We start from the raw sequence: 21,339 nt of genomic DNA, 5'->3' as shown, positions 1-21,339 counted from the left end.
GTTCGAACCGAAGACGTTTCGACATCGGGACCTGAGTTGGACATGAGCGGGGGCGCAACGCGAATGGACGATCTTGTTCAGATCATCGCCCTGGCCCCCGCGGGCCATCGCGATCCGTCGATCGTGCTCGCCGCCTCGCGGGCCGGCTTCCTGGGCGTGGTGAACGGCGAGGTCGGGCCGCTGCCGGAAGCCGCGCTCGCCGGGCTGGCGGCCCATGCGCGCGCGCCGTTCGGCCTCAAGCTGGCCGCCGTCGACGGGCAGGCGCTGGCGCTGGTCGAGGCCTATGCGCCGCGCGGGCTGGGATGGCTGCTGGTCGACGCCGCCGCCGTGCTCGCCGATCCCGAACTTCCCGCCCGCCTGTCGGCCATCGGGGTGCGCACGCTGGTCGAGCTGATCGAGTGGGACGAGCGTCTCGCCAGGCTGTCGGGCCATGCCGGGCTGATCGTTAAGGGCCACGAGGCCGGCGGCCGCGTCGGCGAGGAGACCAGCTTCATCCTGCTGCAGAAGGCGCTGGAGCGGCAGGCGGCGCCGGTGTTCGTGCGCGGCGGGCTTGGCCTGCACAGCGCGGCGGCGGCCATGGTCGGCGGCGCCGCCGGCGTGGTGCTGGACGACCAGCTCCTGCTCCTGAAGGAATCCCCGCTCACGGCCCCCGCGCGCGCAGCCCTGGCCGGCCTCGCGGGGCTGGAGACGGCGCTGATCGGGCCCGATGAGGCGCGCTGGCGGGTGTTCGAGAAGCCCGGCTTCCGCCATGTGCGCCAGCTTCGCAAGGTGATCGGCGGGCTCGACGCCGCGGCGGCCGGGACGGCGATCCTCGGCAGCCTCGGCTGGGACGACCCGATGGGAGAGGTGATGCCGCTCGGCCAGGGCGTGGCCTTCGCCGAGAGCTTCGCCCGACGCTACGCCACGGTGGGCCGCCTCGGCCATGCGCTGATGGCGGAGGCGGCCGGGCGCGGCGCGGCGGCGGCGAAGGCGCGCCCCTTCGGCCCGGGCGCGGGCGTCGCCGGCTCGCACGGCACCGACTATCCGATCGTGCAGGGGCCGATGACCCGCGTCAGCGACACGGCGGGCTTCGCCCAGGCGGTCGCCGAGGGTGGCGGCCTGCCCATGCTGGCGCTGGCGCTGATGCGTCCCGAGCAGGTCGACGCGCTGCTGGCCGAAACCGCCGAGCGCCTCGACGGCAAGCCCTGGGGCGTGGGCCTGCTCGGCTTCGCCCCGGCCGAGCTGATCGCCGGCCAGATGGAGGTGGCGCGCAAATATATGCCGCGCTTCGCCCTGATCGCCGGCGGGCGGCCCGACCAGGCGCAGAGCTTCGAGGCCGAGGGCATCGCCACCTATCTCCACGTTCCCTCGCCGCGCCTGCTGACCATGTTCGTCGAGCAGGGCGCGCGGCGCTTCGTGTTCGAGGGCCGCGAATGCGGCGGCCATGTCGGCCCGCTTTCCAGCTTCGTGCTGTGGGACGTGATGGTTCAGACGCTGGTCGAGAACGTGCGCGACGCCGAGCAGGCCGCGCGCATTCACGTCCTGTTCGCCGGCGGCATCCACGACGCGCGCTCGGCCGCCATCGTCTCGGCTATCGCCGCGCCGCTGGTCGAGCTCGGCATCAAGGTCGGCGTGCTGATGGGCTCGGCCTATCTGTTCACGAAGGAGATCGTCGACAGCGGCGCGGTGGTGAAGGGCTTCCAGGAGGAGGCGATCACCTGCGCGCGCACGGTGACGCTGGAGACCGGCCCCGGCCACGCCTCGCGCGCGGCGATGAGTCCGTTCGCCGAGCACTTCGTCAACCGCCGCAGGGAAATGGAGCTGGAGGGCCGCTCGGCGGACGATATCCGCGAGGAGCTGGAATCCTTCACGCTCGGGCGGCTGCGCGTGGCCTCCAAGGGCACCGAGCGCACCGGCTCCGAGGGCAGGATCCGAAAGGTGCCCGCCACCCGCCAGAAGGCGGAGGGCATGTTCATGATCGGGCAGGTGGCGACCCTGCGCGACGCCGTCGTGAGCGTCGCCGACGTGCACCGCGCCGTGTGCGAGGACGCGCTCGCCCTGCTCGACGCGATGCCCGCCGCGCAATCGGTGGCGCGCAAGGCCCCGCGCCCGGCGGACGTCGCCGTGGTCGGCCTCGGCGGCATCTTTCCCAAGGCGGCGAACGTCGCCGAGTATTGGGAGAACATCCTCGGCAAGGTGAACGCCATCACCGAGATCCCCTCCCATCGCTGGGACTGGCGGATCTATTTCGATCCCGACCGCTCGGCGCCGGACAAGATCTATTCGCGCTGGGGCGGTTTCCTCGACGACCTGCTGTTCGACCCGCTGCGCTACGGCATTCCGCCGAACTCGATCTCGGCCATCGACCCCTTGCAGCTCATGACGCTGGAAGTGGTGCGCGCCTGCCTCGGCGATGCCGGCTTCGAGCATCTCAACGCCTCGCGCGAGCGCTGCTCGCTCATCCTCGGCGCCTCGGGCGGGGCGGGCGATGTCGGCGCGCAATACGCCGTGCGCTCGGAAATGCCGCGCTTCCTCGGCGGGCTCGACGAGGACGCCGCCGCGCGCCTGCCGCGCTGGACCGAGGACAGCTTCGCCGGCATCCTGCTCAACGTCGCCGCCGGCCGCTCGGCCAACCGCTTCGACCTCGGCGGCGTCAACTACACGGTGGACGCGGCCTGCGCCTCCTCGCTGGCGGCGATCTACCAGGGCGTGCTGGAGCTGGAATCGGGCCGCAGCGACGTCGTCATCGCCGGCGGCGTCGACACGGTACAGGGCCCGTTCGGCTATCTGTGCTTCTCCAAGACGCAGGCGCTCTCCCCGCGCGGGCACTGCTCCACCTTCGATTCCTCGGCCGACGGCATCGTCATCTCCGAGGGCATCGCCATGGTGGCGCTGAAGCGCCTCGCCGATGCCGAGCGTGACGGCGACACCATCTATGCGGTGCTGAAGGGCGTCGGCGGGTCGAGCGACGGCCACGCCAAGTCGATGACCGCGCCGCACCCGGACGGGCAGATCCGCGCCATGCGCCGGGCCTATGAGATGGCCGGCTATTCGCCCGTCACGGTCGGCCTGTTCGAGGCCCACGGCACCGGCACGGTGGCGGGCGACGCGGCCGAGCTCGAGACCGTGACCCGCCTGCTCGGCGAGGCCGGCTCGACGCCGCGCCAGAGCGTGATCGGGTCGGTGAAGACGCTGATCGGCCACACCAAGGCGACCGCGGGCGTCGCCGGGCTGATCAAGGCGACGCTCGCCGTCCACCACGGCGTGCTGCCCCCGCACGGGCATGTCGACCGGCCGAACAGGACCCTGTCGAACCCCGACAGCCCGCTCTTCCTTATCGACGAGCCGCGCCCCTGGGTGAGCGGGGAAGGCGTGCCGCGCCGCGCCTCGGTCAGCGCCTTCGGCTTCGGCGGCACCAATTTCCACATCACGCTGGAAGCCTATCAGGGCCCGGCGCCCGGCCAGGTGCGCCCGGTGGCGCAGAAGCGCTGGCCGCATGAGCTGCTGGTCTGGCGCGGGGCGGACCGCGCTGCGCTGGCGAAGGCGGTGCGCGCCACTGCCGGCATGCTGGCGGCCCTGCCGGCGCTGCCCGAGCTGCGCGATCTTGCCTTCACGCTGGCGCAGGCGGCGCCCGGGGGCGCCCTCGGCGCGACGCTGGTGGTCGGCCGCGACGAGCCGGTGGCCGAGCGCGTCGCCGCTTTCGCCCGCCATCTCGAAGGCCCGGCCGATCCGCTGCCGCCGGGCGCGGCCGTGAGCGAGGCGCCGCTGCTGGCGGAGGGCGGCCAGCTCGCCTTCGTGTTCCCCGGCCAGGGCGCGCAATATCCGGAGATGCTGCGCCAGCTCGCGGTTCTGTTCCCGGAAATGCGGCAGGTGATGGAGCGCGCCGACGCGCTGCTGAAGCCGCAGATGGATGAGGCGGGGTTGCCGGGTGGGCGGCTCAGCCGCGCCATCTATCCCACCGGCGCCTATGACGAGGAGGCGAGGGCGGCGGCGCTCGCCACGCTGACGCGCACCGATGTTGCCCAGCCCGCGCTCGGCGCGGTGGAAGGCGGGCTGATCGAGGTGCTGGCCGCCTTCGGCCTCGCGCCCGACATGGCGGCCGGCCATTCCTATGGCGAGCTGGTGGCGCTGCACGCGGCCGGTGTCTACGGGCTCGACGACATGCTGCGCATCTCGGCGGCGCGCGGGCGCGCCATGGTGGCGCAGGCCAATGGCGGCGACCTCGGCACGATGATAGCGGCGATGCGCGCGGACCGGGCCGCCGTCGAGGCGGCGGTCGCCGGCATCGCCGATCTCGTGGTGGCGAACCACAACGCCCCGCGCCAGACCATCCTCTCCGGCACCCGCGCGGCGGTGGCGGCGGCGCAGGAGAAGCTGGACGCTGCCGGCATCTCCAACCAGCCGCTGGTGGTGGGCGCGGCGTTCCATTCCCCCCTCGTCGCCGCCGCGCGCGAGGGCATGGCGGCGTTCCTCGAAGGGGTCGCCTTCGCGCCCGCCGCGGTGCCGGTCTTCGCCAACTCCACCGCCGGGACCTACCCGGCCGAGGAGGGCGCGGCGAAGGCGGTGCTGGCGGACCAGCTCGTGCGCGGCGTCGAGTTCGTCGCCGAGGTCGAGGCCATGTACGCCGCAGGCGCGCGGGTGTTCCTCACCGTCGGGCCGAAGGCCGTGCATGCGAGCATGGTGCGCCAGATCCTCGACGGGCGGCCCGGCCGCGCCATCGCCATCGACGACGATGCGGGCGGGTTGCAGGGCTTCCTGCAGGCGCTCGGCGCGCTGATGGCGGAGGGCGCTGCGCTCGATCTGACGAGGCTCTGGGCCGGGCGCGACTGCCAGCGGCTCGACCCGCGCAGCCTTGCGCCAGCGGCCCGCATGCCGGCGCCGCAGAAGCACATGTGGTGGCTCAACGGCTCGGGCGCGCGCCGCGTCGGCGCCGAGCCCGCCCCGCCGCTCACCGTCGAGCAGATCGCCGCCCGCCCGAAGGCGCCGGCCATGCTCATCGAACCGCCGGCCGCGCCGGCCTCTCCGCCTCCGGCCAACCCGCCGTCGTCCAGGCCCGCCGCCAACGGGTTTGAGCGCCGGCCCAACCTGGGAACCCGCACGATGGACACGGGCGAACGACGACATCTTCAGGAGGTCGAGGCCGACGCCGAGGCCGAGACCTATGGCGAGTTCATCGCCGGCAACGGGGTGATGAACGAGTTCCAGGCGACCATGCAGCGCTTCCTCTCGACGCAGGAAAGCGTGCTGCTGGCCTATCTCGGCGCCGGCGCGCCGGCCGGGGCCTCCCGCCAGGTGGTCCGTCGCCCGGCGGCGACGCTGGTGCCGGCCCGCGCTCCGGCGCCGGCCCGGCCGGTGCTGCGCCCGGTGCCCGCCGCGCCCGCCGTCGCAGCGGCTCCGATCTCGGTCGCACCCGCGCCGGCCGCCGCGCCCGCCACCGCGGTGAACGGCAACGGCCACGCGCCGGTGGCACCCGCTCCGGCGCCCGCACCCGTTGCGGCAGCTCCTGTCGCGGCGGCTCCCGCGCCCGCCGGCGGTCCGGCGCTGATGGACCTGCTGCTCGGCCTGGTGGAGGAGCGCACCGGCTATCCGCGCGACATGCTCGGGCTTGACCAGAAGCTCGAGGCCGATCTCGGCATCGACTCGATCAAGCGGGTCGAGATCGTTGGTGCGCTGGTGAAGAGCCTGCCGTCCGGCGCGGTCACCTCGACCGACGGGCTGGGCGAGAAGCTCAATGCCTGCCGCACGCTGCAGGCCATGGCCGACTGTCTTGAAGGCGCGGTTGGAGGCGCGGTCGCCGGAGCCGCCCGCCCTTTTGACCATACCGGGTCGGATGCCGTCGCCCCCGCGACAAGCGCCCGTCCGCCCCGGTTCGTCGTCAAGGCGCATCTGGAAGATCTGTCGGTGGCGGGCACGCTGCCGCCGGGCCTCTATCTCATCACCGATGACGGGCGCGGCGTCGCCTCCGCCCTCGCCGACAGGATCACGGCGGCCGGCGGCACCGCGCAGGTGCTCGCGCCCGATGCCTTGCCCGACGCGGCGCCCGGCGCGGAGGGCCCGCTCGCCGGCCTGGTCCATCTCGCCCCGCTGGCGAGCCCGGTGCTGCCGCCGGGCGAGGCGCTCGTCGCGTGGAAGGGGCAGATTGCCGTCAACGAGGCGCTGGCGCACCGGCTGCTGTCGCGCTTCGGAGCCTCCCTTTCGCAGGGCGGACGGGTGATCCTCGTCTCTGGCCTCGGCGGCGCCTTCGGCCGCGGCGCGACACTGGGGGGAATCTCGCTGCAGGGCGGCGGGCCAGGCCTCGCCAAATCGGCGCAGGAGGAATGGCCGAACGCGCTGGTCAAGGCGGTCGACCTCGATCCCGCGCTGCCGGCGGCGACGCTCGCCGACGCGCTGCTGGCCGAGCTAGCCTCCGGCGGGCGCCGCGAGGTCGGCTATCCGGGCGGCCGTCGCACCATCTTCCGCACCGAGGCCGCCGCGGTCGAGGCGCTGCCGGCGCGTGCGGCGCTCGGCGCCGGCGCGGTGGTGCTCGCCACCGGCGGGGCGCGCGGCATCACCGCCGAGACGCTGCGCCCGCTCGCCGAGCCGGGCGTCACGCTGGTGCTGTGCGGGCGCAGCCCGCTGCCCGGGCCGGAGGACCCCGCCTTCCGCGAGGCGGCGACGCCCGCCGCGCTGCGTGCCGTGCTGATCGCGCAGGCGCGCGCCGCCGGTACCGTTCCCAAGCCGGCCGAGATGGAGCGCACCATGCAGGCGCTCCTGCGCGAGCGCGAGATCCGCGCCAACCTCGCCGAGTTCGAGGCCGCGGGTGCGCGGGTGGTCTACCGCATCGCCGATGTGAGCGAGGCGGTCGCCGCGGCCGGACTGGTTCACGGCATCGTCGAGGAGTTCGGCCGTCTCGACGGCGTGTTGCACGGCGCCGGCGTGATCGAGGACCGGCTGATCGTCGACAAGGACCCGGCGAGCTGGGCCCGCGTGGTCGAGACGAAGGCGCAGAGCGCGCTGGCGCTGGCGGCGGCGGTCGACCCGGCGCTGTTGCGCTTCTTCGTCATGTTCGGCTCGGTGGCCGGGCGCTACGGCAATTCCGGCCAGAGCGACTATGCCGCCGCCAACGAATTGCTGAACCGGCTCGGCAGCCAGCTTCGCGCGCTGTGGCCGGCCGAGGTCAAGGTCGCTGTGCTGAACTGGGGGCCGTGGCTGGGCACGCGGCACGGGCCGGGCATGGTGTCGGAGGAGACCCGGCGCAAGTTCGAGGCCAAGGGCGTCGGGCTGGTGCCGCCCGAAGCCGGGGCGCTCGCCTGCCTCGACGAGATCCTGCGCGGACCGCTGGAGGACGTCGAGATCGTCATCGGCGAGGGTCCGTGGGAGCGTCACGAGGCCGAGATGGGCAATCTCCCTCTGCCGGCGATGCCGGCCGCGCCAGTTGCCGCGCCGCCGGTCGCCGCACGCCCAGCCGGGCCGATCCTCGCCCCCGCGGCGGCGGAGGCGCTCACCTTCCCCTTCCTGCCGCTGGTCGCGGGGGCGCAGATCGGCCCCGGCGCACGCGGCGGGCGCCTGCTCGCGCGCACGCTGAGCCTGCCGCACGACCTCTATCTCGAACAGCACCGCATCGACGGCGTGCCGGTGCTGCCCGCCGCCGTGGCGCTGGAGATGGCGGCCGAAGCCTGCGCCGCCGTGTGGCCGGGCTGGCAGGTCTGCGAGGTCACGGAGCTGCGCCTGCTCGCCGGGCTGAAGTTCGACGAGGACGCGCCGCGCGCGATCGAGATGCAGGTGCTCGGCAGCGAGCATGGCGACGCCAGCGGGTTCGGCGCCTCGGTGGAACTGCGCTCGCCCGGCGGGCGCGCCCATTACCGGGTCTCGCTGAAGATCACCGACGAGCTGCCGCGCGGCGAGCCGCTCGGCTGGAGCCTCGCGCCGGCGCCGGCCCCGTTCGGCGCGCGCGAGGCCTATCGCGACATGCTGTTCCACGGGCCGTGTTTCCAGGCGGCGACGAAGCTGGTGGGGCTCGACGACAGCGGCATCGTCGCCGACATCCGGCCGGGCCCGGTGGGCGACTTCGTCGCCGGGGCGCAGCCGGGCGCGGCCTGGCTGTTCGACCCGGCGCTGGTCGACGTCGCCGCCCAGCTTGCCTGGGTGTGGTCCTGCGTGCAGCGCGACGCGGCGGCGCTGCCGAACCGCTTCGGCCGGGTGCGCCGCTTCGCCGGTGCGGGCGCGCCGGCGCGCATGCTGTTCGCGGTGCAGCCGGGCCTCGGCGAGCACCAGGTGGCGGCGGATGTCGCCGTGCTCGACGCGGCCGGCGCCCCGGTCTTCGTGATCGAGGAACTGGAAAGCACCGCCAATGCCGCGCTCAACCGGCTGCGCGGCTATGTCGGCGAGATCCGCGTCTAGGCGGCCGGACGGACCCTTCCCATGCTGATGCAGACGGCGAAACCCGAGGACGGCAGCGACGGCGACATCGCCATCGTCGGCATCTCCTGCGTCTTCCCCGGCGCCGAGGGGCCGGACGCCTTCTTCGCCAACATCCTGCGCGGCGAGGAGCAGGTGCGCGAGCCGCAGCCGGACTGGGACGCGGCGCGCTATCTCGCCGGCGCCGGCCCGACCCGCATCACCACCTCCGCGGGCGGCTATCTCGGCGACCTGTTCCGCTTCGACCCGACGGAGTTCGGCATCATGCCGAGTTCGGTCGACGGCTCCGAGCCCGACCAGTTCATGGCGCTGAAGGCGGCGCGGGCCGCGCTCGCCGATGCCGGCTATCTCGGCGAGGGCCACGACCACACCAATAGCGGCATCATCCTCGGCCATTCGACCTATCTGCATCGCGGCAACGCGAATGTCGTGCAGCACGGCATCGTCGTCGACCAGATGGTCTCGCTGATCGGGTCGCTGCTGCCGGAGGCGGACGGGCAGGCGCTGGAGACGCTGAAGGCGGCGCTGGTCGCCAAGCTGCCACCCTTCAACGCCGACATCGCGCCCGGGCTGGTGCCCAACGTGATGACCGGGCGCATCGCCAACAAGCTCGACCTGCGCGGGCCGAACTACATCATCGACGCTGCCTGCGCCTCCTCGCTGCTGGCGGTGAACATCGCCATGGAGGAACTGCGCAGCGGGCGCAGCGACCTGATGCTGGCGGGCGGGGTCAACGCCGCGTTGCCGGCCGAGGTCTACATGGTGTTCACCCAGCTCGGCGCGCTGTCGAAGCGCGGGCGGGTGCGCCCCTTCTCCTCCGGCGGCGACGGCACGTTGCTGGGCGAGGGGCTCGGCATGGTGGCGCTGAAGCGGCTCGAGGACGCGCGCGCGGCCGGCGACAAGATCTACGCCGTGGTGAAGGCGGTCGGCCAGTCGAGCGACGGGCGCGGCAGCGGCCTGCTCGCCCCGCGCCTCGAAGGCGAGATCCTCGCCATGCGCCGGGCGCTCGACATTTCCGGGGTCGATCCCGCCAGCATCGGCCTCGTCGAGGCGCACGGCACCGGCATCCCGCTCGGCGACCGCACCGAGATCACCGCGCTGCGCGAGGTGTTCGGCGCGCGCCTCGAAGGGCTGCCGCGCACCGCGCTGGGCTCGGTCAAGTCGATGATCGGCCATTGTATCCCGGCCGCCGGCATGGCCGGCCTCATCAAGGCGGCGATGGCGCTGCACCACAAGGTGCTGCCGCCGACGCTGTGCGACGAGGTCAACCCGGAGCTCGGCATCGAGACCACGCGGCTCTACGTCAACACGGCGGCGCGGCCCTGGGTGCAGCCCATGGGCGCGAAGCGCCGCGCGGCGGTCAACGCCTTCGGCTTCGGCGGCATCAATTCCCACGCCGTGCTGGAGGAGGCCCCGCCCAGCGCCGCCCCGCCGCGCCCGCGCGCTCTTTCCGCCGAGCTGGTGGTGCTGGCCGGCGAGACGCCCGAGGCGCTCGCCGGGTCGGTCGACGCGCTCTTGGCCGCGCTAGACGGCCCGCTCGCGGGCGCCTCGCTCGCCGCGATCGGCGCCGCGCTCGCCGAGCGCGCGGCCGGCGCCGGGCCGGCGCGGCTCGCCGTGGTGGCGTCGACGGTGGAGGAGCTGAAGGACCGGCTCGCCAAGGCGCGGGCGCGCGTCGCCGCCGGCAAATCGACCCTCAACGGGCGCGGCAACGCCTTCTTCTCGCCCGCCCCGGTCGAGGGCAGGCTCGCTTTCGTGTTCCCGGGCGAGGGCTGCCAGTACCAGGGCATGCTGGCCGGCGTGCTGACCGCCTTCCCCGAGGCGCGCGAGTGGTTCGACTTCTGGGACGGGCTGTTCGGCGATGCGCGCGGCTTCCGCCCCAGCGACTGCATCTTCCCGCCGCCGACCACGCTCGACCCCGCCTGGGGCGCGCGGCTGGAGGAGGCGCTGTTCGGGCTGGAGCTGGGCTCGGAATCGGTGTTCGTCGCCAGCCAGGCGATGCTCGCCGTCACCCGCACGGTGGGGCTGGAGCCGGACGCCATGCTCGGCCATTCCAGCGGCGAACACTCGGCGCTGCGCGCGGCCGGTGTGTTCGGCAGCGAGGACTGGGCCGGGCTCGAGCACAACATCCGCGAGCTGAACCGGCTCTACAAGGGCATGGAGGGCGCGGGCCACGCCGAGGGCGGGGCGCTGCTCACCGTCGGCGCGGTGCCGCGCGAGCGCATGCTGGCGCTGGCCGATGGTGGGGGCGTGCATCTTGCGCTCGACAATTGCCGCCAGCAGACCGTGCTCTATGGCGACCGCGCGCGGCTCGAGGCAATCGCCAGCGAGCTCGGCCGGGAGGGCGGGCTATGTGCCTTTCTGCCCTTCGACCGGCCCTATCACACCCCGCTCTTCGCGCCGGTCGCGGAGATGGTGGAGGGCACCTATCGCGACATGGGCTTCCACGCCCCGCGCGTGCCGGTCTATTCCTGCGCCACCGCCGCGCCGATGCCCGACGAGCCGGTGGCGATCGAGGCGCTGGCGGCGGAACAGTGGCGCTCGCGCGTGCGCTTCACCGAGACCATCGAGCGCATGTACGCCGACGGCTTCCGCACCTTCATCGAGGTCGGCCCGTCGGCGAACCTCACCGGCTTCATCGACAACATCCTGCAGGGCACGCAGGGCGAGACCCTCGCCATCGCGCTCGACAGCCGGCGGCGCGCCGGCCTCGGGCAGATGCTTTCCGCGTTCGGGCGCATCTGGGCCAGCGGGCGCGGGCTTGATATCGGCGCGCTCTATGCGCGGCGCGGGGTGGTGCCGGCCGATCTCGACGCGGCCCGCGCGCCGCTCCAGCGCGAGCGGGTGTTACCCAACACACTGCCGATGATGCGCTTCGCGCCGGACGAGATTTCGCAGCTCCGCCAGGCGCTGCTGCCCACGGGTCCCGCCGAAGCGCCTGCCGCGATCGGGGCGCCAGCGGATCTTCAGCCCGTGGCCGACGCCGTTTCCGCGCGGGAGGGGGCGGAGGCGGTGCTGATGGGGCACTTCGCGCTGATGCAGCAGTTCCTCGATACGCAGGCCGACGTGCTCCGGGCTGCCGTCGCCGGCGCCGGCTGGAGCGCCGGTGAGGCGGAGGCGCAGGAGGGGCCGGCGGCCTATCCGTTCCTGCAGGCGCTGATCGAGGACGGCCCCGACCGGCTGGTCGCGAGCTGCGATGTCGACGCGCTGGCCGACACCTATGTGCGCGACCATGTGCTCTACGCCTCCACCGTCTCCGATCTCGACCCGGACCTCGCCGCGCTGCCGGTGGTGCCGCTCGCGGTGAGCCTCGAGATGCTGGCCGAGGTGGCGAGCGCGCTCGACGGGCGGGGCGAGGCGCCGGCGCGGCTGGAGAAGGTGCGCGCGCACAACTGGGTCGCGCTCGACGAGGGCTGGCGCCGTCTGGTGCTGACCGCTACGCTGCTGCCCTCGAGCGCCGACGAGCGCCGCTTCGCCGCCAGCGTCGCGGCTGAGGACGGTTCGCCGCTGGTCGATGCGGAAGTGGTGTTCGCTCCGCACGCCATGGCTGGCGAGGTCGCCCCTTTGAGCGCGCCGCGCCCGCCGGAATGGCGCGACGAGGACCTCTACACGACCGGCATGTTCCACGGCCCACTCTACCATTCCATCGACGGGCTCACTGCGTGGAACGAGCACGGCCTCGACGCGCGCCTCGCCGACACGCCGCTGGAAGGTTTCTTCCGCGCCGGCGAATGGCCGGGGCTGCTGCTCAATCCCGTGCTGCTCGACGCCATCGGCCATGTCACCGCGTTCTGGATCGCGCAGGGCTTCGGCACCGATTTCAGCTCCTTCCCCTCGCGGATCGAGCGCATCGACCTGCCCGGCGGCGGGCGCGAGGACACCGGCGGCGGGCGGATCGGCGGGCGCATGGCATTCGAGTCGGGGGAGGGTGGGGCGCGCTTCCTCTCCGGCGATTTCTCCGCCGTCGACGCCGAGGGGCGGCTGCTGTTCCGCGCCACCGGCTGGCGCGACCGCTTCTTCGACGTGCCGCACCGCTTCTGCCGGGCGCGCTGGCAGCCGCGCGACAATTTCTACGGCGAGGACGTCACCGCCGCCTTTTCCGGGCCATTCCCGGAGGGCGCCATCGCCTGGTCTGTGCCGGCCTTTCCGGCCGGCTTCCTCGACGATGCGGGCGGCATCTGGCGGCGGGTGATCGCCCACACCGTGCTCGGCGCCGAAGAGCGGGTGGAATGGGCCGCGCTGCCGCCCAATCCGCGCCGGCGCAGCGACTGGCTGATGGGGCGGATCGCGATCAAGGAGTCGGTGCGCACCTATTGGGCCGGGCTGACCGGCACGCTGCTGCTGCCGGCCGACATCGTGGTGCGCACGCTGGAGGATGGGCGGCCGGTGGTCTCCGGCGAGGGGCTGGAGCTGTTCGGCGCGCCGCCGGAGGTCTCGGTCTCCCATGTCGACGGCGAGGCGTTCGCCACCGTCGCGCCGGCCGGCACCGGCGTCGGGGCGGACCTCGAGCGGCGCGGCCGCGCGGGGCTGGCGGACATCCTCGCCGGCGGCTTCTCCGAAGCCGAGCGTGCGGCTATCCCGCCGGAGATGGTGCCGCTCGCCTGGTGCGCGAAGGAGGCGGCGGCCAAGGCGCTCGGCACCGGGTTCGCGCACGCGCCGCTGTCCTTTACGGTGCGCGCGCTGGCGCCGGGCGGGGCGATGGTCGACGGGCCGGGCGTCGCCGGCATTCCCGTCGCGCTGGCCGAGCAGGACGGCTCGATCTGGGCGGCGGCGTTCCTCTGAGAAGCTGCGCGGATCAGCGCCCGCGCAGTATTTCGAAGCCGGCGCGCGGGGCGATGGAATCGTCGCGCTCGCGCAGCGCCGCGGCGAGGCTCAGCAGCGGCTCGACATTGGCCGAGCCGGCGAACAGCCCCTCGGGCGTCGAGGCGAGGCTGGCGAGGGCGACCTCGGCAGGATTGCCGGCGCCGTCCTCCAGCACCAGCTCCCAGTCGAGCCCGTCCGCACTCGCCCAGAGTTGGTAGCCGCCGACGACCGGGCCCGCCTCCTGCGCCAGCGCGGCGAAGGCGCCCCAGTGCCGGGTGCCGAGATAGAGCGCGCCGTCATGCGCGCACAGGCTCTCGAAGGCGGCGTTGTAGCGGTCGTCGAAGCCGGCGCCCATCATGGCGAGCGGCGCCCGGATCCCGAGCGGGGTGAAGCGCGGCTGGCCGGCGATCAGGTCCCACGAGCCGTCCGCGTCGAGGCGGATCAGCTCGGCCGCGTCGGTGCCGAGCGCGGGCTCCTCCTCATAGCCGAGCGCGCGCGTGGCGGTGCCGAGATAGAGCGCGCCGCCGAACACGGCGAGCGCGGCGACGGCATGGTTGGCGGTGAAGGCGTAGGCGCCGTCCTCGATCACCGGCTCCCAGTCGAACGGCGCCTCCCCCTGCGCGCGCGTGCGCCAGAGCTGGAAGCCGCGCTCGGGGTTCGCGGTGCCGGCATAGAGCCAGCCGTCGAAGGAGGCGAGGGCGGTGACGGCGATGTTGTCCTCGTCGCCGAAGCCCGGCAGCGAGGCTTCGTCCCAGCTCCCGGCCTGCGGGTCGAGGCACATATGCACCACCGGCAGGGCCGAGGCGTCGAGATCCACCAGCGGCCCGTCGAGCGCGCCGCGCGTGACCGCGAACAGCCGCCCGTCATGCACGCACAGAGCCGTCACCGCATAGGCGGGCAGGTCGAAACCGGGTTCCGAAGCCGGCTCGAAACTCTCCCCGTCGGCGGAGCGCAGCACCCGTCCGCCGGCGGGTGAGGCGGTGCCGACATAAAGCGCGGGCGCGCTCTCGCCCGGCGCCTGGAATACGGCGAGCGACACGTAACCGGCATCGTCCGGGCAGCTCGTCGCCCCGCCTTCGCGCGCGTGCAGCGCCTCCAGCAGGTCGGGGGCGAGCCTGAGGTCGACCGCCGGCTCCTCCGCCATGCCGGAGGTGGGGGATTCCAGCACGGTCCGCCACGTTTCGCCGGCAAAGCGCAACAGCCGCGCCGGGGGCGGCGTGACGCCGGCGGCGAGGGCGCCGGTGCCGACATAGAGCGCGCCGCCGAACACGGCCATCGCCTGCGCGCCGGCCGCGTCGGGCCGGCCTAGGCCGCCGCGCGCGGCGCGGATGAAGCACGTCGAATCGAGCAGGCGGGACATCACGCGTAGCCGAGCCTCTTTGCGAGACCGACGGTGCGCGGGTCGAAATGCGCGCCGGGGTTCCATGACAGCTCGCCCTCGAGCCTCGGCTCCTTCAGCCGCGCGAGGCGCTCCGGGTCGAGGCGGGGATTTTCGAGGAAGTTCGGGTCGTTGCCGCGCGGCGCGTTGGCCGGGCCCGGGCAGGCATAGGGCGAGGTCTCGGGGTGCATCATCGCCTGGATGGCGTCCGCGTCGGAGCGTATGTCGAGCCAGTCGCAGATCTGCGGCAGGTAGACGGCAAGGTTGGCCATCAGCCATTCGCCCTTCAGCCGCATGTAGCGGCCGAGCGGCAGGCCGGTGGTCATGGCCAGCACCAGCTCGTGGCTGAGCCGCCACATGCGCTCGGGGTCGCTGCGGTCGCTGTCGTTCAGCACCTGGTTGAGCGACTTCAGCCCCTCATGCCCCTCGCGCAGTGCGATCACCGATTCCGAGGTGCCGCGCGGGTGGCGGGTGAGGTGCAGCAGGCTGGCGTCGGGGAAGTTCAGCATCACCCGCGCCAGCGCCTCCTGGCGGAACAGCGTGCTCGGGCTCTTGTCGATCAGGATGCGCTCGCCCACGCATTCCTGGATATGGGCGAACACCTTGGCGATCGGCCAGTTCAGCCTTGTCTCGATCCAGCTCTGGGCGCGGATGACGCTGTCCTCGGTCTGCTCGCCGTCATGCAGCTCGGCGAGCGTGCGCAGCAGCCCGTGCTTGCCGAAGGAGCGCATGAACACGGTGCCGTACCAGATCTCGCCGAGCGTATCGCCGAGGAACAGGTTGAGCTCCGGCAGGCCGTAGCACTGGGGGTGCTGGCCGAGCATCGCGCAGACGATGGAGGAATAGGAGCGCGGCGGGCAGAGAATGAACAATGGCTGCGGCATCGACGCTCCCAGACTGGCGCGCCCGCAGCGCGCCTCATTCAAGACCAGCGTGGGCGCGCCCGCCCCGTGCGGCACCCTACACCAGCGTGCCGCTGCCGCAACGGCCACCGCAACACCGACGGCGCCGAATCCGGCCGCGGCGATGCCGCCGGCGCAGCGGTGTGCTCACTTGCCGAGCAGCACCTCGAAGCCGCCGTTGAAGTCCATCTTCGCCTGCTTGCGCCGGCCGATCATCTGCAGCAGCCGCTTGTGGTTGTGCGTGCCGACGAACAGGCCGAGCGGGGTCGAGGCCAGCGTGCGGATGCCGAGCTCGGCCGGGTTGCCGTGGCCGTCGTCGATGACGAGCTCCCAGTTCTCGCCGTCCTCGCTGGCCCAGAGCTGGTAGCCGCCGACGATCTCCGGCGCGTCGATCTCGATCGAGCGGAAGGATTCCCACTGGTGGGTGCCGAGATAGATCGCCCCGTCATGCACGCCGAGTGCCCAGACGACCGAATTGTAGAAGTCGCCCAGCCCCGGCCCCAGCAGCGACAGCGGCACCTTGAGCCCGTCCGGCGTAAAGCGCATGCGCCCGGCGATCAGGTCCCAGCTCTTGTCGGGATGGATGCGGATCACCTCGGCAGAGGCCGGGCCGATGTCGTGCACCGTGTCGTAGCCGAGCCCGGTGATGCCGCCCCCGATATAGAGGTCGCCCTTGAACTCGCACATCGCCGAGACGGCGAGGTTGTGGTTGAAGGCGCCGGCGCCGTCCATCACCACCGGCTCCCAGACGAAGGGCGGCTTGCCCTCGGCCCGGGTGCGCCAGATCTGCATGCCGCGCTCGGGGTTGGCGGTGCCGCCATAGACCATGCCGTGGGCGGTGCACAGCGCGTAGATCGCCATGTTGGCGGGGTCGCCGAAGCCTTCCTCGGAGGCGATCTCCCAGGTGCCCTTCACCGGGTCGTCGGTGACGTAGACCCGCATCTCCGGGGCAAGGTTGCGGTCGAGCCATTCGTCGGTGGTGGTGCCCGCCGGCGAGGTGAACAGCCTGTCGCCGAGCACGGTCAGGCCGCGGAACGAATAGATGTCGGGATTGCCGAGCCCGGGCTCGCCCACCGGCTCGAAGCTCTCCCCGTCGAGCGTGCGCAGGATCTGCCCGCCATAGCGCGACATGGAGGAGACGTAGAGCGCCGGCTCGGGGTCCGACCTGCCCTGGAACAGGCACATGGAGCGGAAGCCGGCGTCGCGCGGGATCACGTCGGTGGAGACGCCGCGCCGCTGCTGGTAGCGGTCGAGGTCGATGCCCTTGACGTGCTTGACGAGCTGCCGGTCGGGCGCGTGCGAGCGCTTGTTGACCGGCACCAGAGGGGATTCGTACACCGTCTCCCATTCGCCGCTGTCTGCGTGGAAGCGCATGATGCGCGGCGTGTCGGCCGAGCCGCTGACATTGCCGCAGCTCGTGCCGATATAGAGCTGGCCGCGGAACCAGGCCATGGAGTGCGCGGTGGCGTTCGACACCCGCCCCAGTCCCTCGCTGGCGATGACGCGGAAGCGGTCCTCAGTGATGATCTTGGACATCAGGAATAGCCGAGTTGACGGGCGAGCTTGACGGTGCGCGGGTCGAAATTCTCGCCGGGGCGCCAGCTCAGTTCGCCCACAAGCGAGGGTTCCTTGATGCGCGCCAGGCGCTCGGGATCGATGGTCGGATTCTCGAGGAAGTTGGGATCGTTGCCGCGCGGCGCGTTGGGCGGCCCCTCGCAGGCATAGGGCGAGTTTTCCGGGTGCATCATCGCCTCGATCGCCTCCGCGTCGGAGCGGATGCCGAGCCATTCGCAGATCTGCGGCAGGTAGACGTCGAGATGGGAGAGCAGCGCCTCGCCCTTCAGCCGCATGCTCTGGCCGACCGGAAGTGGCTCGGTGAGCGTGACCGACAGCTCGTGGCTGATGCGCCAGACCCGCTCGGGGTCGAGCATGGGCACGTTGGCGACGCGGGCGATCTCCTCATGCGCCGCGCGCAGGCTCAGCACGCTGGCGGCAGTGCCGCGCGGGTGGCGGATCAGGTGGAGATAGTTGGCCTCGGGAAAGGTCCGCAGCGCCCGCTCGAGGAATTCGGCCCGGAACAGCGTGCTCGGGCTCTTCTCCACCAGGATCTTCGGGCCGACCTGCTCCTGTATGTGGTCGAACACCTTGCGGATCGGCCAGTCGCTGCGGCTGATGATCCATTGCTGTGCGCGGGCGATGGTGTCCTCGTTCTGCGCGCCGTCATGGAGCTGGGCGAAGGTGCGCAGCAACCCGTCGCGGCCGAACGACTTCATGAAGCCGGCGAAGCCGCCCCACACTTCGCCCAGCGTGTCGCCGAGGAACAGGTTCAGCTCCGGCAGGCCGTAGCACTGGGGATGCTGGCCGAGGATGCCGCAGACGATGGAGGTGAAGGAGCGCGGCGGCGCGAGGATGAACAGCGGCTCGGGATAGCCGCCCCCGCGCTCGGCCGCCGTCTCGGCCATGGTCGCCGTCTCAAGCATCGCCTTCGCCCCCTCGCATCCATAGGGCCGCGCGGACCCTTGGGAACCGCCGGCCCCGCGCGACCGCCCACACGGTCCGCCGCCACCTCATCGCGCGAGCGGTGCCGCGCACCGCCCCGCGGGCCGTTCCCATCTAGTATCCAAGTATCATGCCGTAGGACGACACGGTTTCGCTCAGCTCGACCGCCTCGCCGTCCGGCTTCACCCATTCCAGCGGGCGCGCCTTCCAGCTGTAGGGCCGCAGCGCCGGGTTCTCCATGAAGCCGGGATCGTTGCCGTAGCGCGCATTGGCCGGGCCGAGGCAGGCGAACGGCGAGGCCTCGGGATGCATCATCGCGTCGATGGCCTCGTCGTCGGTGCGGATGCCGAGCCATCCGGCGATCTGGGTCAGGTAGTTGCGCGGGTCGGAGAGGAAGTCCTCGCCGCGCAGCCGCATCTTGCGCTCCGGCGGGATGGTCTCCAGCATCTCCATGATGTCGAGATGGGGCTGCAGCCACATCGTCTCCGGCGATTTCGGGTCGACCTGCTCCTCGCGCCCGGCGAGCGCCGGGAACTTGGCGAGCGCCTTCTCGCGCATCTCGGTCTTGAGCTGGAGGATCGACTTCACCGTGTCGCCCGGATGGCGGGTGAGGTGCAGGAAGCGCGCCTGCGGGAAGTTGCCGGCGATGCGCGCCAGCGCCTCGGGCGCGTAGACGTGCAGTGGGCTCTTGTCGACAAGGCCGCGCCCGTCCGCCCAGTCCTGCATGGTGCGGAACAGCTCCGCCGTCGTCATGTCCTGGTTGTCGTTGAGCCAGCGGCGCGCCGCCTCGCAGGTGGTCTCGGTCTGCTCGCCGAAGGCGAGCTCGGCGAGGCTGCGCAGGATGCCGTTCTGCAGCCGCCGGCGGGTGCGGTGCATGTCGATCAGCTCGGCCACCGTATCGACGGCGAAGAGGTTCACCTCGGCGAGGCCGAAGAGCTGCGGGTGGCAGCCGATCATGCCGCAGGAGATCGAGGTGAAGGAGCGCGGCGGGGCGAGGATGAAGAGCGGCTCGACCATCACTTGCGCCCCCACCACAGCTCGAGCCCGCCCCCGCCCACGGCGCCGACCATGGCGGTGGGGGCGACGAACAGGCCGTGCGGCGTGGGCAGCAATTCGCGCACGCCGTAATTGTTCGGGCTGCTGCCGGGGAAGCCGTGCTCGGTGATGAGCTCCCACGTCTCCCCGTCCGGCGAGCGCCAGAGCTTGAACTCCCCGGCGCGGTACTTGTCCGCGTCCTCGCACAGCCTTCTGTACTGCGCGTCGGAGAGCTCGTCGCGGTTGCGCAGATAGGTCGGCATCCAGCGCCAGCCCGCCGTGCCGACGACGAGGTCGCCGTCATGGATGGCGGTGCGCCAGAAGGCGTGGGTGTAGCGGTCGCCGAAGCCGCCGGTGAGCCCGCTGACCGGCCGCTTCACGCCGTTGGGGGTGAAGCGCGCCGTGCCGCTGACGAGGTCCCAGTCGTCATTGGCGTAGACGCGGATCATCTCCGCCGGGAAGGGGCCGTAATTGTCGAGGCTGGAGCGGCCCTGGCGTTGCACCGTGGCGGTGACGTAGAGCGCGCCCTTGAACACCTTCACCGCCGCCGGGATCGAGTTGGTCGAGCCGAGCCACGCGCCGCGGTCGATGATCTTGTACCATTTGAACGGCGGCTCGCCGCGCGCGTCGGTCTTCCAGAGCTGGAAGCCGAAGCGCGGGTTCAGCGTCGCCGCGTAGAGGTGGTCCTCGAACACGGCGAGTTCGTTGATGGACAGGTTCTCCGCCTCGCCGAAGCCAGGCTCGCTCGCCGCCACCCAGTTGCCGCTACGCGGGTCGGTGGCGGTGAACACGATCGGGAAGTCGGTGATGTTGTCGTCATACATGCCGCGGCCGTAATTGCGGCCGGTGGGCGTGCAGAACAGGCGCCCGTGCAGGCAGGCCATGGCGCGGGCGGAGGGCACGTCCGCGTCGAGGTTGAAGCCCGCCCCGCCGCATTCCTCGATGGTCTGGCCGTCCTCGCTGCGCAGGAAGGTCACCTGCGCCTCCAGCGAGCCGGCGCCGAGATAGAGCGTCGGCGCGTCGTCGGCGAGCGTCTGGCAGACGAGGGAGGCGCGGATCGAGCGGTCGCGTGCCCGCGGCGTGCCGTCCTTCCCGGGCAGGACCGGGCTGTCATAGATCTTGGTCCAGACCTCGCTCACCGGGTCGAAGGAGAGGATCTGCGCGCCGTCCTGGTCGCTGCCGCCGGTGCTGGTATGGGCGCCGCGGCGCGGGCTCTCCTGGCCGGTGAAGCGGCCGAGGAAGCCCAGCGGCGAGCGGCCGGTGCCGAGGATCACCCGGTCGGCGAACCAGGCCATGGACTGGCTGGTGCGGATCGAGGGGTTCAGATACGGGATCTCGAGTTCCGAGAAGTCCTCGGCGCGGAGCTTCCCGACGGTCGGTTCGGCGACGGCACGAACTGGCATGACCTTGTCCTCGGGCATCATCCCTCGACGTGCTGTTCAAGCGAACGCTCGCGCGGCGCGCGCTGGCGGGAGCACCTGCGAACCCGAAGGGCGGTGGACGTTATGCGTCCCGCTTGTCCCTGAGCACCTGAAGCAGCAGCTTCAGGCGTTCACCGCGACCTTCGTTCGAGCCATCCGCCGTGCCGCCCCCATTGGCCCGACGTGCCTCCATCAGCCGCCGGAGACGCTCCCCGCGTCCGCCGGTCTCCTCTGTCGTCTCCTCGCCTGCCTCGGCCCGGCGCGCCTGCAAAAGGCGCCTCAGACGCTCGCCGCGGCCCGCATTCTCGCCGCCGGCCGCGCCCGTCCCGCCGGGCATGGCGCCGGAAGGCCCTTCCGCCTCCTGCAGGCGGGGGAACATGCGCCGCGCATCGTCCTCGACGGCTTCGCCATTTTCGTCCTTCTGGCGGACCTCCTTCAAGCGCTTCATCATGATGCGCTTGCCCTCGGCGTCGCGCCCGCCCGAATGCGAGCGCGAGCGTGTGCCGAGCGCGGCGGGCCCCTGCCGGGCGGTCAGCATCTTGCGCAGGTCGCCGCCGTCGGCGCCCTCGCCCATGCGCTCGCCTATGCCCTCGCGCAGCCTGTCGCGCGGCGAGCCCTGCTGTTCGCTGAACGTGAAGCCTTCCGCCTCGACCTGGTCGCGAAGGCGCACCAGATCATCCAGTCGGGCGCGACGGGTCGATCGCTCGCCGGCACTGTCGCTGTCCCCCAGCATTCTTTTCTGACCTGGACTGAAAAGGAGAACGAAAGATCATCAACCAGTGCCCGGACTGTAAGTGAGCGCGGCAAGCCTTGTCCAGCCGCACAGCGGTGTCGATACGGACGCGCGGCGGGCAAAATACCGCCCATTTTCCGATGCTTCCTAACGTAACGGGCCAGTCGTCCCGCATTGCGGTATTGGATTGACATC

At 72.2% G+C, this 21,339-nt stretch carries 9 protein-coding genes; 2 read left to right on the top strand and 7 right to left on the bottom strand.

Features of this window, described 5'->3' with window-relative positions:
* The first annotated feature begins 63 nt into the window (after positions 1 to 63).
* Entirely contained in the window at positions 64 to 8,358 is an 8,295-nt protein-coding gene (locus tag NVS89_RS03165; protein WP_258731029.1) for a type I polyketide synthase, read from the top strand.
* 21 nt (positions 8,359 to 8,379) lie between these two features.
* The gene (locus NVS89_RS03160; RefSeq protein WP_258731028.1) at positions 8,380 to 13,155 is read left to right on the top strand and encodes a type I polyketide synthase; all 4,776 of its coding nucleotides are present in this window, start codon (positions 8,380 to 8,382) and stop codon (positions 13,153 to 13,155) included.
* Positions 13,156 to 13,168: 13 nt separating this feature from the next.
* Here the strand turns inward: NVS89_RS03160 and NVS89_RS03155 are convergent, their stop codons facing one another.
* The 7 genes from NVS89_RS03155 to NVS89_RS03125 all read right to left on the bottom strand — a co-directional run bounded on the left by NVS89_RS03155 (position 13,169) and on the right by NVS89_RS03125 (position 21,144).
* Positions 13,169 to 14,536 carry a hypothetical protein gene (locus tag NVS89_RS03155; protein ID WP_258731027.1) on the bottom strand — a complete coding sequence of 456 codons (1,368 nt, stop codon included), beginning with the start codon at positions 14,534 to 14,536 and terminating at the stop codon, positions 13,169 to 13,171.
* Positions 14,536 to 15,438 (bottom strand): sulfotransferase family protein, encoded by a 903-nt coding sequence (locus tag NVS89_RS03150; protein ID WP_258731026.1) that lies wholly within the window; start codon positions 15,436 to 15,438, stop codon positions 14,536 to 14,538. The genes NVS89_RS03155 and NVS89_RS03150 overlap by 1 nt, the downstream gene beginning before the upstream one ends.
* 165 nt (positions 15,439 to 15,603) lie before the next feature.
* Positions 15,604 to 16,992, bottom strand: coding sequence for a hypothetical protein (locus tag NVS89_RS03145; protein ID WP_258731025.1), 1,389 nt, complete (start codon positions 16,990 to 16,992; stop codon positions 15,604 to 15,606).
* Positions 16,992 to 17,936 carry a sulfotransferase family protein gene (locus NVS89_RS03140; protein ID WP_258731024.1) on the bottom strand — a complete coding sequence of 315 codons (945 nt, stop codon included), beginning with the start codon at positions 17,934 to 17,936 and terminating at the stop codon, positions 16,992 to 16,994. Before NVS89_RS03140 ends, NVS89_RS03145 begins: the two co-directional genes overlap by 1 nt.
* A gap of 133 nt (positions 17,937 to 18,069) precedes the next feature.
* Positions 18,070 to 18,972, bottom strand: coding sequence for a sulfotransferase family protein (locus NVS89_RS03135; protein WP_258731023.1), 903 nt, complete (start codon positions 18,970 to 18,972; stop codon positions 18,070 to 18,072).
* Positions 18,972 to 20,393 carry a hypothetical protein gene (locus NVS89_RS03130; protein ID WP_258731022.1) on the bottom strand — a complete coding sequence of 474 codons (1,422 nt, stop codon included), beginning with the start codon at positions 20,391 to 20,393 and terminating at the stop codon, positions 18,972 to 18,974. Before NVS89_RS03130 ends, NVS89_RS03135 begins: the two co-directional genes overlap by 1 nt.
* A gap of 100 nt (positions 20,394 to 20,493) precedes the next feature.
* Complete coding sequence (locus tag NVS89_RS03125) at positions 20,494 to 21,144, bottom strand: hypothetical protein (RefSeq protein WP_258731021.1); 651 nt, start codon at positions 21,142 to 21,144, stop codon at positions 20,494 to 20,496.
* Positions 21,145 to 21,339: the final 195 nt, after the last annotated feature.

The organism is Ancylobacter mangrovi (assembly GCF_024752355.1).
Lineage (GTDB): Bacteria > Pseudomonadota > Alphaproteobacteria > Rhizobiales > Xanthobacteraceae > Ancylobacter > Ancylobacter mangrovi.
Note: the sequence above shows the minus strand (reverse complement) of the source record. Positions and strands in the feature narration are given on the sequence as shown.

Bases quoted from the DNA above. Each gene is read 5' to 3' on its own strand.
- NVS89_RS03145 (WP_258731025.1), bottom strand. From the start codon at position 16,992: ATGTCCAAGATCATCACTGAGGACCGCTTCCGCGTCATCGCCAGCGAG.
- NVS89_RS03140 (WP_258731024.1), bottom strand. From the start codon at position 17,936: ATGCTTGAGACGGCGACCATGGCCGAGACGGCGGCCGAGCGCGGGGGC.
- NVS89_RS03150 (WP_258731026.1), bottom strand. From the start codon at position 15,438: ATGCCGCAGCCATTGTTCATTCTCTGCCCGCCGCGCTCCTATTCCTCC.
- NVS89_RS03125 (WP_258731021.1), bottom strand. From the start codon at position 21,144: ATGCTGGGGGACAGCGACAGTGCCGGCGAGCGATCGACCCGTCGCGCC.
- NVS89_RS03130 (WP_258731022.1), bottom strand. From the start codon at position 20,393: ATGCCAGTTCGTGCCGTCGCCGAACCGACCGTCGGGAAGCTCCGCGCC.
- NVS89_RS03160 (WP_258731028.1), top strand. From the start codon at position 8,380: ATGCTGATGCAGACGGCGAAACCCGAGGACGGCAGCGACGGCGACATC.
- NVS89_RS03135 (WP_258731023.1), bottom strand. From the start codon at position 18,972: ATGGTCGAGCCGCTCTTCATCCTCGCCCCGCCGCGCTCCTTCACCTCG.
- NVS89_RS03165 (WP_258731029.1), top strand. From the start codon at position 64: ATGGACGATCTTGTTCAGATCATCGCCCTGGCCCCCGCGGGCCATCGC.
- NVS89_RS03155 (WP_258731027.1), bottom strand. From the start codon at position 14,536: ATGTCCCGCCTGCTCGATTCGACGTGCTTCATCCGCGCCGCGCGCGGC.